Annotated in this window: 7 protein-coding genes and 2 CRISPR repeat arrays (1 of these 9 cut by a window edge); all 7 genes read right to left on the minus strand. The window is 56.0% G+C overall.

Going from position 1 to position 13567, the window contains the following annotated elements; genetic code table 11:
* Positions 1 to 90: a CRISPR direct-repeat array (repeat unit 28 nt; unit sequence TTTCTAAGCTGCCTGTGCGGCAGTGAAC) (it extends 959 nt beyond the left edge of the window).
* A 129-nt stretch (positions 91 to 219) separates the two neighbouring features.
* Positions 220 to 774, minus strand: coding sequence for a type I-F CRISPR-associated endoribonuclease Cas6/Csy4 (gene cas6f, locus DD586_RS17120; RefSeq protein WP_012886074.1), 555 nt, complete (start codon positions 772 to 774; stop codon positions 220 to 222).
* A 4-nt stretch (positions 775 to 778) separates the two neighbouring features.
* Positions 779 to 1786 carry a type I-F CRISPR-associated protein Csy3 gene (gene csy3, locus DD586_RS17125; RefSeq protein ID WP_012886075.1) on the minus strand — a complete coding sequence of 336 codons (1008 nt, stop codon included), beginning with the start codon at positions 1784 to 1786 and terminating at the stop codon, positions 779 to 781.
* Positions 1787 to 1797: 11 nt separating this feature from the next.
* Positions 1798 to 2754 (minus strand): type I-F CRISPR-associated protein Csy2, encoded by a 957-nt coding sequence (gene csy2 / locus DD586_RS17130; protein WP_012886076.1) that lies wholly within the window; start codon positions 2752 to 2754, stop codon positions 1798 to 1800.
* Complete coding sequence (csy1, locus tag DD586_RS17135; RefSeq protein WP_012886077.1) at positions 2751 to 4088, minus strand: type I-F CRISPR-associated protein Csy1; 1338 nt, start codon at positions 4086 to 4088, stop codon at positions 2751 to 2753. Before csy1 ends, csy2 begins: the two co-directional genes overlap by 4 nt.
* Positions 4089 to 4492: 404 nt before the next feature.
* Complete coding sequence (cas3f, locus tag DD586_RS17140) at positions 4493 to 7789, minus strand: type I-F CRISPR-associated helicase Cas3f (protein ID WP_012886078.1); 3297 nt, start codon at positions 7787 to 7789, stop codon at positions 4493 to 4495.
* Complete coding sequence (cas1f, locus tag DD586_RS17145) at positions 7786 to 8787, minus strand: type I-F CRISPR-associated endonuclease Cas1f (protein WP_012886079.1); 1002 nt, start codon at positions 8785 to 8787, stop codon at positions 7786 to 7788. Before cas1f ends, cas3f begins: the two co-directional genes overlap by 4 nt.
* A 297-nt stretch (positions 8788 to 9084) precedes the next feature.
* A CRISPR array of direct repeats spans positions 9085 to 10852; the repeat unit is 28 nt; unit sequence GTTCACTGCCGAGTAGGCAGCTTAGAAA.
* Positions 10853 to 11279: 427 nt separating this feature from the next.
* Positions 11280 to 12950, minus strand: a complete 1671-nt coding sequence (locus DD586_RS17150) for a methyl-accepting chemotaxis protein (protein WP_012886080.1) — start codon at positions 12948 to 12950, stop codon at positions 11280 to 11282.
* Positions 12951 to 13567: the final 617 nt, after the last annotated feature.

Consider the following 13567-nt stretch of genomic DNA (forward strand, 5'->3'; position numbering starts at 1 on the left):
ACTTTCTAAGCTGCCTGTGCGGCAGTGAACGAGACCGGCAATATTCCCGGTGCGCTGATGCATTTCTAAGCTGCCTGTGCGGCAGTGAACTGTAGCGAATAATCGCTTATCACCTGATTGTTAAAGAGAAATAGCCGTTTTCCCGGAAAAACCCTTTTTTCTGGCGGCCAGATTGCTGTATTAAAAATCAATACGTTACAACTGGCCGCAAAAAAAGGGTCAAAACCACGGGATGGTGGCGATGGCGCTTAAGCCGTAGCTGGAGAACACCCCGGCGACTGGTTTCTCCTGCAACGGGCCGTGCTCGACAAACAGTAAAAACGTTTGTCCGCTGGAAAGGCTGCGCAGCGGCAGGTACGGCAGCGAGGTGCGTTTTTCCGCCGCATAGGGAATGCGGGCGGCGGCTTCATCCGCAGTCATTCGGCCTTTACTCACCGCCCGGCGGCGCAGGCGTTCAGCGCTGCTTTTTACCTGCACCCGGCGCACGGTGCGGTACTGCGCACCCGTTGGCACCGTTAATACATCGGTAATGGTGCTATAGTCGCGCAGCCCTTTCAACCAGCCGGTTTGTTCCAGCGCCGCCAGCGCCTGCACGCTGCCGTGCAACCGCAGCCGTTCCCCCAGCGTTTTGCCCGCATCCGGAAAGCTCACGCCAATATCGCCAGTCGCACGCTGCCCCAGCGCCCGGTGCAACTTGGCAAACAGCGCGCTCAGCAACTGCACCGCGCTGAACTCCGGGTCAGGCAACACCCGAATCTCGATATAGTGGTCCATAGGGTTACTCACCTTTCTCGCCGAACACCCCGCCGCGAATCAGTGTGGCGATCACGTAGTGCTGCTGCGCCACCTCCGGCACGTTGCCCTTGATCACCCAGTTATCCAGCAGGGTGTAAAAATCCATCTTGTCTTTCGGCTGGCGATACGCACGGCCACGGCTGGTGACCGAGCCATAGGGTTCAACCGCAATCGGCCCGGTTTCCGCCGCTTCCGGGTGCCAGTCATCCACCGTGCGCAACGCATTGCCGATTTTCTGCGAGTGCATCGCCGCCACGCCGTTAACCTGATACAGAATTTTGCTCTTGCCGTTGCGGGCGCGCTCATCCAGCACCAGTTCTTGGGACGGGAACACCTCCTGCCCGTTGCCCAATTTCACCTGCGCTTCCACGCGGAAAAACGCCGAATCGCTGCCCGCCAGCGCCTGCTCAATGGCGTGGGCCAGTTCGGCCAGTGCCCCCGAAGGCTGGCTAAACTGGCGCAGCGAGTAGTCTTCGCCGTTAAATTCCCAGCGCTTATCGTCGTGCGTCACCACCACCTGCACCGCTTCTGCGCCGATACGGTTGCGCCACAAAAAACGACCACTGGCGATATTCTCAGCGTAACGTGCCGCGAGCACGCCAAAGCCCTGCTCGCGGGCGTAACCGTTAATCAGGTCAGTCAGCGCCTGTTGATAATCCTGATCGTTACAGACCGACGGCAGCGCCAGATTACCCAGCACCCGCAGGGTGAAGGCCACTTTCAGCGTGTCGGCATCAAACGGCAGCGCTGCCACATCTACCGTTTGCAGGTTGGGTTTTTGAATTTCGGCATCCAGTTTAGCCGGGTCACTGCTGATGGCGTTTTTTAACCGGTTGGAGATGGTGCCGCGTACCGATTTTTCCTGAATCACCACCGGCTGCCAGTTCTCCTGCTGCCAGTTGCCCGCCAGCATCAGCGCATCGGAATTCGCCAGTTTGCGCTCAAACGCCAGTACCGATGCGGTTTTCAACGTGGTTGCTGCTTTTGCCATGGTCTTCATCCTTATTCAAAGTCGTTCAGTTCGAATTCGTCGTAATCATCTGCGGCGCTGTCTGTACCTTGTCCGGTTTGCAGGCAGCGGTAGGTGTGGTGTTGATCGTCGTGTTGATAGAGGTAACGCCAGAAAATACGGTTGATGTCGTCAATACGGTGCGCGCCGCGCCATTCACCCACGCCGTAAATGGCTTCGGCAAAACAGAACGGGGTGGACGGGTCGCGGGTTTTCTCCACCTCGCCGGGGTTGTACAACGGCGAAATAGCGCGGTAGCCGGTCATCAGCGGCACCAGATAACCTCTGTCAGGCTTGGGCAGCGGCTGCCAGCTCACCGCATCATCAGAAGATCGCACCGCCTGATATTTCAGGGCAGCAAAATCGAGCCAGGCATCCAGCATGTCCGCCTGCGCGTCAGCCTGTTGCCGGGTTTCAAGATGCGACGATAACAGCGCCGTGCGGTCTACCAGCACAAAGCCCGGCAGTAAACGACGCATCAGGCCGCGGGTGGCTGCGCCCCTGGCGGGTATGTCATGGAAGCTCACCTGTTCGATATCTACAGTCAGCCCGCCCGCCAGCCGCTGCTGTTGCGCCTGTTGCCGCACCTGCTGGCGAAGCGCCTCACGCCCGTCTTCACCGGGCAACATGCCGTGGCATTCGATAAGCAGCGACACGGTGAGGTGCATCCGCCCCTCTTCGTTAAAAGCAGCGGTTTTTTCCTCTTTGGTCAACGGGTTACGTGTCAGCGCAAAGCTGCGGTTCCAGCCATTGCCGTAAGCGTGAACCTGATGCTGATGGCACACCACACCGCAGCCTTCCAGCCTCAAACCGTGGGATGCCTGCAACTGGCGCGACAACGCATGGGTAAAGCCGAGAAAATGACTGATGGCGGGAAAGCCGTAGGTGTGCCCAGCAATGGCGTTGGCGTTTTCCACCACAATACGCCGCAGAATCATCAGCTTGCTCATGCCAGCTCCTCCTTCAGCCATCGCTCGTTTTCCCGCAGCCGCTGCTTAAACAGTGCGGCGGTGGACCACTCGCGGCGCTCCACCTCGCCGAAAATCAGTTTTTCATGCTGCAATCGCGCATTCAGCCACAGGCCAAACTCGCGAGCGACCTGTTCCTTCCAGTCCCCCCCTTCGCGTGCATAGCAGAAAGCGTCATCCTGCCGACAGCGAAATGGGTCAAGCCACAATTGCAGAGGAACATTCAGGCGGGAGTCCTTGCTCCAGCCTGCCGGGCGCAGGTTTTGCACCGTGACGACATAGCCAAACAAGGTATCGATCAACTGGTCGAGGTAGCGCCGACGCTGATTGCGAATATCGCGGTTGTTTTCCACGTCTTTGACGCTGAGCAGGAATTGCCGCATATCCCGGCGATCCACATAGGTCAGTGCATCCACCTCGCCGTTGTTGCGAAAGATGGTGTCACTATCAAGCGGCGGTTTAATTTGGCTGAGCCACTGTGGCGGCGCGCAATTGAGCAGATAGGAACGACCGCTACGAGCGCTGTTCAGTGCGGAGATATTTTGCGGCTTGGTGCCGCCCATATTCTGCACCGCAATACCGGGGTAGCTGACGTCAACCTCATCGTGCCAACGCTTTTGCCGCCGGGCCTCACGGGTGGCTTTAGCCTGCTCGCCAAAGCGCACTGCGTTCAGGCGTTGATCCAGCGCCTGCGACAGCGAAGAGGAATAAAGCGGACTGAGTAAGTGGTATTCGCCGTCACCCACCGGGAAGTAGATCTGCTTTGCCAGCTTGTGGGAACTGGGTTGCTTATCACTTAACACCTGCCCGAACCCGGCCAGCCACTGGGTAAGCTGCTCTGCGTTTTCCGCCAGCGCTTCCAGTGCGCGGTGGTCGCCCCGTTGCAGCGCCGCCACCAGCGAATCACCCTGATGCTCGGTTTGCAGCAATTTAGCCACATCCAGCGCTGCGGCGTTGCCCACCGCATCAATCGCTGGTTGCGCCAGTGATGCGGTGGAGAGCACATCCGTAGCCGTTGCAGGCTCAGTGCTGAACACACTGCTGCCTTTGGCATCACTGTGGGTGAATTTCAGCGCGTGGGTCACCAGGCTAATCTGCCCGGCGCGGCTGGCGGCATCCGTCAGCCAGGTGCGCACCTCATAAGCCTGCTCAATCTCACGCCGCTGCTGCAAAAGCGTCACTTCCGCTGCGGCCAGCGCTTCGCCGCTTAACGCCGCTCGCTGCTTGTCGGCGGCCTTATCGAAGGCATCCAGCTTGGCCTGCTTTCGGGTTTCGATATACGACAGGATAAACGCTTGCAAACCCTCACTACTCATAGTCGATTCCTTGAGCGTGTTATCAATTGCGATTAGTTACGGTTAATATTTATAGAAAAAACCGAGAACCACTGGGCCTTTACTGACGTGTCCGGTGGGTTACTGACAGTCATAGATACCGGCCTCATCAGCAGACCGGCAACAATACAAAGTACCGCGACACAGAACAACGTTGAGTTATGGCGCTTCATTTCATTAGACTCACTAATCAATCAAGACAGTGACGCCATGCTACACAATGCCAATCAAGCGATCAACACCCAAGAGTCCCTCTTTATCGAAATCATTGTATAATCCAATTTCCATATATATGATGCGGACACTGTCGAATCAGACAGCTTAGAAACAAGAGTCGCTATTTATTAGCATGATTATTATTAACTGCCGCATAGGCAGCGGCGCACTCACTTGAGTGCGCCAAACACCCCGAGCCACTCATGCCAGCACCACGCCAGGTTATCTCGGGTGCTGATGCTGATTTCACCAAAGCGGTCGCTGACTCTGGCGAGTTCCCACTGCTTTTCCTCGGCCAGTTGCAGGTAAAGCGTGGTGTAATCCATCTCTACCCAGAGGCTGACGCCGTCGGCCATGGCCTGTTCCACTGAGCGAATCACATCGATTTCTTTCCAGCCGCTCGGGCCGTCGTCCTGCAACATAAAACGCGTTTTTTCGCTTTCGTCTTCCAACCGCAGCCAGTAGCGCTGCTGCGGGTCTGAACGGCGAAACGGCGTGTGCCGTTGTAGTTCGCCGTTCCAGTGCAACGAAACCTTCCACCACAACACCGCTGCGGGTTTATCTGTCGGCCGCGGTTTTGTCCTCCCCAACAGCATTAACCTTAATGCTGCGTGTTCGAGGCTGATTAGCGTCAGTTTTTTGAGATCTAACGGTGGCTCGGTAATACGCGGCGCAGCGCTGATGTGCTGGTAGTCCTCCGGTTTGAGGATCTCCCGCAGGTCGTGGCTGGCGAGTGTGAAACCGTGCTCTGATTCAAAACCTGGGCGACAAAACGCAATCGTTTGCTTATCACCAGCCGGACCATGACGCAGCGCCCGCACGTTATGGCTTAGCAGATAAAAGTTAGGAGAGGTCGGTACATACTCGTCACGCTGGCGGTGGCGCAGAATACGCCCGGCTAACTGGATAAATGAACGCATCGAGCTGGGTTCGGCGATGGCCCAGTCGTAATCGTGGTCTCGCCCCACTTCCGCCACCGAGGTGGCCAGCACCACAAACAGGTGATGCCGTTGCGGCTGCTGTGCGATGGCGTCACGAATTTCCGCCACCTGCCACAGTGCCTGCGGGTCTTTGCGCATCAGTGCCGCATCCAGCCGCGCTTCGATGTGGGAGCGCATCGCCAGCGGGTGCTGGCTGTGATAAACGCAGTAATGCACGCAGTAATCCGGCAGCGAGGGCATCTCCATCAGCGCACGCGCCACCGCCACCAGCGGGTTGATGTTTGCCATGCGAATCAACCCCAGCGACACGGTTTTGCCGCCGGAATGCGTCTGGTGATGGTGCTGATGCAGCGCAAACAGCCGCTGGTGCAGGGTTTGCGCCACCGCCCGGCACACCGCGCTCGCCTCTCGCGTCGGGCTTGCCACCGGTTCAATCTCCGCCCAGCGCAGCCGCTGCTCCTGCTGTTGCAGCTTGTCGATGCGCCCGGCGACAAACGCCTTGTGTTGAGCGGCAAAAGCGTCGGTATCAGCAAGCTGATGGCACTGGCTGTCGAATTCATCAAACCAACCGCAGCAAATACTCAGCGGCGTACCCGGTTCACCGTAAGCCTGCTGCCAGGCTTCGCGGCCTTTCAGGTAGGCTTCGAACAGTGCGCGGATCAACGCCGGTGGCAGCGTGGCGGATGACAGTAATACCCGTGAACCAAGCATCCCCACCCAGTTCACCAGCCGACACAACGCGGGCAGGTCTTCCAGCCCAAAATCGTCCGGCTCGTCCAGCACCAAATCCGAGGTGAGTAGCCGCAACATCGGCGCAATCTGGTGGCCGCCGCGCAGGCTTTCGGTCGCGGGCATCAGGTGGTCGATGGTGGTAACCAGCACCGGCGCACTCAGCAGTTGATGCAGCGTCGGCGATTTTTTCAGCCAGGTTTTCAGCCGTCCGTCATCCAGCGAGCCGTCGTAACTGACGTACTGATGCTCGATAAACAGCGACTCAGCCGATTCGCTACCGGTTTGCACCACACGCGTTTCCTGCTCCTGCTGGCGTAGCTCATGCAGTTCCTGCACCGCTTGCGATCCAATCAACACCGCCAGGTCGTCTTCATCTAACGTCAGGCGCTGGCGCAGGGCATCACCGGTTTGTAGCGTCAGGGTGCGCAGGCCGAGTGCTACCGAAAAGCGGCACCCGACGGATTCATCTGCCAGCGCGTACATAATGCGGGCATTCGCCAGCGTCTTGCCGCGCCCGGTAGACGCCATGTTAACGCCAAAAAAGCCGTGTCGAGCCGCCTGCTCACGTATCGCGCAGACCTGATCAAACGCTTTATCCTGCCAGCGAAAACGCGCATCGGTGCTGCGCTGGCGAAAGCCTTTGTGGCGGGTGATAGCTGGCAGCGTGTCGCGCAGGTGCGGCAGGCTACGCCCGAGCAGCAGCGCATTCTGCGCCACGCCGACGCAGTGCTCGTCCAGACGCTGTTTGAACACGTTTTTCTCGGTATTAGCCCATACGGTATAACGCGGGTCTTGCCAGCCGGGGGTGGCATCGGAAGAGGAGTAATGGTGATCTGCCAGCATCAGCGACAGCCGCGCCAGATGCACCGTCAACCGTTGCTCCAGTTGGCCGAAGGTCATCAACGAGGGTAACTTCAGCGCACGAGTGGCGAACTTGCGCGCCTTTTCACACCAGACGCGGCTTTGCAGCGGCGTGCCATGCGGGAACTGCCACACCTGTTGCCATTCCTGCGCACTGATATCCGGGCGCAGGTGATTAATGGCATTCCAGTTGGGTGACACCTGCGTGGTCAGCCATTCATCAATATAGGAGAGATCAGGGCTGGGATTGCCGCTCTTGTCATCCCAAAACATCGGCAAACGGTGGTGCGAAACAATCAGCCAGCCCACCACCTGCGCCAGCGGCGGCAGGCTGTTAAACGGCGAAGGCTTGAGTATTTTCGTATCCTGTTGCAAGCGTGCCAGCAACGCCACTTCCTCCTCCGCGCGGATAGCGGCCAGCGCCGTCAACCAGCCGGTATCGTCTTGCTCGCCAACAAACGCCTGAAACAGCCGCAGCGACACCCACTCGTGGCGAAGCGGCTGGCTACGCGGCCCTTTGCCCCGCAACCCGGCCTGAAACAGCGCATTGGCCTTGCCGATGTCGTGAAACAGCCCGGCAATCGCCGCCAGCAGGCTGAAGGCTTCAGCACTGTGCCACGGGTTTTCATCCTGGCTGCGCAGAATATCGCGCTCGGTACGGTTGGTCGGCACACTGCCTTGCGGATTGAAACGCCGCAGGTTGCCGACAATCCACAACAGTTCGGTGTGATTGGCGCTACGAATCCAGTGGCAGGCCACCGCTGTGTTGCGCCGTGCGGTTTTACGCAGCAGTGTGCGCAGCGTTTTTAACCCCTCTTCGGTGATGGCAGTCTGCCAGGTGCGTTCCCCTTTGCGCTCGGCGAACTGATCCAGCACCCGGCGGGTTTCCACCAGCGCTCGCTTGTTGCATTCGGAAATCAGTAGGATGTTCATTGCGCCCCCTGACTCCCGGTTTTCGCCACCTGGCTTAATTGCTGTGCCACCTGTTGCAGGCTGTCGATCATTACATCCAGCGCTTCGGCCTGACGAAACGACGTCAGGCAACGCTGGCGAAAGTCCTGCTCGTCTTCCCCTTCCATGGCAGCGATAAACGCCTGCGGCAGAATCAGTGCGTCTTTAATCAGGTCCGCCACATCGAACACCAGCCCGCCGCGCCGGGTTTTGCCGTGCAGCACCGCCAGCCCGTGCGGCAGGCCCAGTACCCACAACGCCACCGCCGCTAACCCATAAGCCAGATAATTACCGTGGTCGAGAAAACGGTTCGCCAGGTCGGTACCGCCACCGCGTTTGGCGCGGGTAAAATCACCGTAACTCACCGCGTTGGCCGCCAGCCGGTACAGCGCCTTGGTCATCATCGCTTCCTGCACCAATACGTCGTTACTGGTGCGACACGCCGTCAGCCCCTGCTGATAGCGGTTAAGCAGTGCTTCCACATGCTCGGGTTTGATAGCAAAACGCGACTCACGCGCCAGCCGCCCGCCCAGCCAGTGCTGGCGAATCTGGCCAATGCGCACCTGCTGAAAGGCAATCGCCGCCGCCAGCCGCTGCTCTTCGTTAAACCAGAAGCTGACCCAATCTTGCAAATATTCAGTAGGGCGGTATTCACTTTGCGGCGACAGCCATGACACCGCCACTTCGGCCTCATTGGCCGCGAACAGCGGCGTACCGCCCCCCCCACAAAACCCGACCATCACCCCGGCGCGGGCAAATTCCCGCATCGCCGCCTGCGTGACCGAAGTACCGGTGCCGAGCATCACCACGCTGGTATTAGCAATCGGGATATTCCAGTACAACGACTGATTCCCTTCTTCGGTGACATATTCCACCCGCCCGCCATTGACCAAAATACGGCAATGCTGGAGGTAATAAATATTGGCGCGTTTGGAATGCAGAATGGTTTTTAAATCCGACGGGCTGAATACGTTATCCATAAAACCGTTTCTCTGTTGTCGTGATAAAGCAACCCCACCCGCGTAATAACACGCAGGCTAATAATTAATTGGAAAACACGTAATACACTGGAAAGTAACGAGAATTAACCTATCACAACCCAAGCGAGAAAGTGAATGACGCCGAAAAGACTTTCCTTATTTCCGCACCCTTTTTTTCAGCCGCTATTTTCGGTATTGAAAAATCAACAAGTTACCGACAGCCGAAAAAAAAGGGTCTGACAGCGAAAATCGACAATTGCAGGCTGAAATACAACGGGTTAGAGTCAACGGGCTACAGTTCACTGCCGAGTAGGCAGCTTAGAAATCAACGACCGTCGGCGCTGTCAGTTGAGATAAGTTCACTGCCGAGTAGGCAGCTTAGAAAGCCACCTGCTGGGGCTGAATATTATGATGGACGTTCACTGCCGAGTAGGCAGCTTAGAAAATCCCGGCACTCGTCAGCGAGGAGTACATAGAGTTCACTGCCGAGTAGGCAGCTTAGAAATTTTCGTTGCCCAACCCTTCCACGAGGTGGAAGTTCACTGCCGAGTAGGCAGCTTAGAAAAGCTGCAACGGTTCCCGATGTCGTGCCGGTGCGTTCACTGCCGAGTAGGCAGCTTAGAAAGGCGATAAATGCGTCTTTAAATTCCTGCACGTGTTCACTGCCGAGTAGGCAGCTTAGAAAAGTATGCGGGGTTAAGACGCGTCGAGTTATGAGTTCACTGCCGAGTAGGCAGCTTAGAAATGGGGTGGATTAGTACGCTATCTGATCGACATGTTCACTGCCGAGTAGGCAGCTTAGAAAAGCCAGCGGGCCTTTGTTCGGGGCGCGCCAGTGTTCACTGCCGAGTAGGCAGCTTAGAAAGAACATTACGCCGGGCCGCACAGACCAAAATGGTTCACTGCCGAGTAGGCAGCTTAGAAACAGCTCAATGAAATGCTGGTTAAGCGCAACCAGTTCACTGCCGAGTAGGCAGCTTAGAAATTGCGTGCACTTGTATGCGAACGATTTTTCAAGTTCACTGCCGAGTAGGCAGCTTAGAAAAATAAGGCGTACCGCCTGCGCGTGCTTGATCGGTTCACTGCCGAGTAGGCAGCTTAGAAATTACGGCAGTTAATGAAACTCGGTCTACTTCTGTTCACTGCCGAGTAGGCAGCTTAGAAACTGGATTGTTGCGATTGTAGAAACGGGTGTATGTTCACTGCCGAGTAGGCAGCTTAGAAATTAGCCAAGATTACCCCCGAAAAGTGCAACTCGTTCACTGCCGAGTAGGCAGCTTAGAAAATGCATCACTACAGCTACGAAGAAATTATTGAGTTCACTGCCGAGTAGGCAGCTTAGAAAGCCCGGCTGGGCAGAACACCCCATGCGGTCAGGTTCACTGCCGAGTAGGCAGCTTAGAAAGACACACACCGGCATGTTGTTCATCGAGTCAAGTTCACTGCCGAGTAGGCAGCTTAGAAATATCCACATAACGGGATGGTCAATGCCGAGTTGTTCACTGCCGAGTAGGCAGCTTAGAAAATTGGCGCGCGACTTCGATTCTCAGATGTTTTGTTCACTGCCGAGTAGGCAGCTTAGAAAGTTGACCCAGCGACATGCCGCGCACGCGTTCGGTTCACTGCCGAGTAGGCAGCTTAGAAAGTTCACCGCTACGTTTTTCCGGCCAGAGATCAGTTCACTGCCGAGTAGGCAGCTTAGAAAGGCGCGCACGGTATGACCGGGCAATGCAGGCTGTTCACTGCCGAGTAGGCAGCTTAGAAAGCTATAACCTCAGCCAGATAAACAGACCCGATGTTCACTGCCGAGTAGGCAGCTTAGAAATTAATAGCGAGTTCTGACTAATAAGAATTGTCGTTCACTGCCGAGTAGGCAGCTTAGAAAGCTACGAAAACTGGTCCTGATCAAACTCGCAGGTTCACTGCCGCGTAGGCAGCTTAGAAACAGATGTCAGACTGGTCTTTCCCGACAGCCGGGTTCACTGCCGCGTAGGCAGCTTAGAAAGCATAGATAGACGGGCAGGCATCACGCATCGCGTTCACTGCCGAGTAGGCAGCTTAGAAAACAGTTCTGGCGATTAAGGGGATTAAATTAGATTTTCACTGCCGTACAAGCGGTGGTTGACGGGTTTACTGGCGTTAAAACTACGCTGAGGTGGGCGACTTCGCCGGATGAGCGGCAGGACGCCGCGAAAGCCTGTGCCGTGCATGGAGCACGTCACAGGCGGTCCGAATAGCGAAGGCGAACGCCGAAGGCACCGCGTTAGCGGCGTAGTTTAGCCATCAAGCCAGTGGTCAAGGAGAGGTGGCGCTTGCACCTCTCCTTGTCGTGCGTGCGATGATGTGGCAAAGAAGCGACTCGGTTTATCCCGCACGAAACCCTTCACGCTTTCAGGCACGCCTTCGGTGTCGGCGTGATGCGGTTAATCACGCACGAAACCCTCACTCTACCGATAATCCTCACTATCTAACGCCAGGAAAAGGGCAACCTGTCAGAACGACGTCCAATCACTATGGCTACCCGCTGCCGCCGCGGCCCGTTTTTCCGGCAGCGCCGGAGATAACACCGCTGACGGACGGGCTGGCGACGTTGCACCGCTGTTGCCCTGCGTCGTCAGGCGAAACGCGCTGACAGCTTCCGCCAACAAGGAAGCCTGAGACTGCAACGACAGCGCGGCAGAGGCCGACTCCTCCACCAATGCGGCATTCTGCTGGGTGGTGGTGTCAATCTGCCCGACGGCGATGTTGATCTGGCTCATGCCGTCGCTCTGTTCATGGCTCGCCTGCGAGATCTCGTTGATGATGCTATGCACATCATTGACGTGGCTGGTCAGGTCAGTCAGGGTGGATTCGGCGTTATCCACCAGATCCATCCCTTCCTGCACTTTGTCGACCGAATCATCGATCAGCTCTTTGATCTCTTTGGCGGCGGTGGCACTGCGTTGCGCCAGAGAACGCACCTCGCCCGCGACCACGGCAAACCCACGCCCTTGTTCGCCAGCACGCGCGGCTTCCACCGCCGCGTTCAACGCCAGAATGTTGGTCTGAAAGGCAATACCGTCGATAACGCCGATGATCTCCGCCATGCGCATCGAAGATTCGCGAATCCCGCGCATTTTATGGGTGACAGACAACATCACTTCGCCGCTGCGATGCGCGGCGGAGGATGCCAGATTGGCTATCGAGGTGGCCTGTTGTGTGTTATCGGCGGTGTTTTTGATGGTGGAGACCAGCTCTTCCACCGAGGCCGCCGTTTGTTCCAGCGAACTGGCCTGCTCTTCGGTGCGAGAAGAGAGGTCCTGATTACCGGCGGCGATTTGCGACGCGGCGGTGGAGATAGCCTCCGCGCCATCACGCACCTGGCCGACAATCTGGCGCAGGCTGGCATTCATGTGATCCAGCGCCTGCAACAGTAGCCCGGCTTCGTCTTTACGGGTGGTGGAAATCTGTGCGGTGAGGTCGCCTTGCGAGACGCGGTCCGCCATCAGCAGTGCCTGCTGAATGGGCTGGGTCACGCTGCGAGTTATTGCCATCGCCACCCAGATGCTCAGCAGCACACCGGCCCCCAGAATCGTCAGCAACACCAGCCGGATATCGTGATACGAGGCAGACATGGCATCCACGGTACTCATCATGGCGTTGTCCTGATAATCCACCAGTTGGCGTACCGCATTACGGTATTCCCGCTGTGCCGGATTCAGGTGCTGATTAAATTCATCCAGTGCTTCTTCACGGTTATTGGCTTTCACCAGCGCAACCATTTTTTGTCCTGACTCCAGAAACTGTGCCCGGATACGCCGGATATCGCCAATCAGTTGCTGAATTTTCGCGTTATTGGATTCATTGGCTTCTCTTTCCAACGCATCCATCAATCGGGTAATTTCCTTTGATACCGGGGCAATCTGATCGGATACCGCTTTGATACGATCATCACCCGAGACCAGCAGTAATTGCTGGAAAATTCGCACCCCTTCATTCACATTTTCGATCAGGGCATTGGCATCAACGGTTTGGGGATAAATCTCTTGTACAATGTTACGTGCATCATCATGAAACGTTGACAGCTTCGCCATCGATAACATGCCGACAAAAACCAGCATGACCGCCAGGACGGCAAAACCGGCTCCGAGCCGATACCCGATTCGCCAATCAGATAAACGCATATTCCGCTCCTCATTCCTTTATTAAGAACACAATCTCATAAACATGACTTTTTCAGAGGCAAACACAGAACTGCGGCTAAAACAGGTATCTCATCCGTTACTGTCATTAATCGTGATAAGAGAAAAGCAACAACCAGGCGAATATCTCAGCCAGTCATCACGATGAAATATTTCTCATCCCCTTTTTCCGGCGATAAAAAGCATTTCTTTTCCACAGTGTGTAAAACACAAACATTAAAAAAAGAGATTTAAAAGTATTCCAAGAACCCGGACTCGATATCATCATTACCTGTCGCCATTCAGCATACTCTGGTCTGCTCCCTGACCCGCTATCGGTTTTTCATTCTATCAACCTTTACGATTTGATCGATAAAAACATTCAAACAACAACTATAAATAGGTATTAGCTATTGAATTTTATTTATTGATCGGAAATAGCAACAAAAAAGTCACACAGTTGTTAAGGTTAACGTTGTGAGGGAGCAAGGAAGAGGAAGTGTGCGTAACGACAGACATCAGGTAAGAAAAAGAAGGGAAGACACGTCTTTATCGGTAAACGTAACCGAGTGCCTAACCCTGACCAGATACATCAACAACTGTGAAGTATTATACAGATA

Source organism: Dickeya parazeae Ech586 (assembly GCF_000025065.1).
GTDB lineage: Bacteria > Pseudomonadota > Gammaproteobacteria > Enterobacterales > Enterobacteriaceae > Dickeya > Dickeya zeae.

Bases quoted from the DNA above. Each gene is read 5' to 3' on its own strand.
- cas3f (WP_012886078.1), bottom strand. From the start codon at position 7,789: ATGAACATCCTACTGATTTCCGAATGCAACAAGCGAGCGCTGGTGGAA.
- csy3 (WP_012886075.1), bottom strand. From the start codon at position 1,786: ATGGCAAAAGCAGCAACCACGTTGAAAACCGCATCGGTACTGGCGTTT.
- csy2 (WP_012886076.1), bottom strand. From the start codon at position 2,754: ATGAGCAAGCTGATGATTCTGCGGCGTATTGTGGTGGAAAACGCCAAC.
- cas6f (WP_012886074.1), bottom strand. From the start codon at position 774: ATGGACCACTATATCGAGATTCGGGTGTTGCCTGACCCGGAGTTCAGC.
- cas1f (WP_012886079.1), bottom strand. From the start codon at position 8,787: ATGGATAACGTATTCAGCCCGTCGGATTTAAAAACCATTCTGCATTCC.
- csy1 (WP_012886077.1), bottom strand. From the start codon at position 4,088: ATGAGTAGTGAGGGTTTGCAAGCGTTTATCCTGTCGTATATCGAAACC.
- DD586_RS17150 (WP_012886080.1), bottom strand. From the start codon at position 12,950: ATGCGTTTATCTGATTGGCGAATCGGGTATCGGCTCGGAGCCGGTTTT.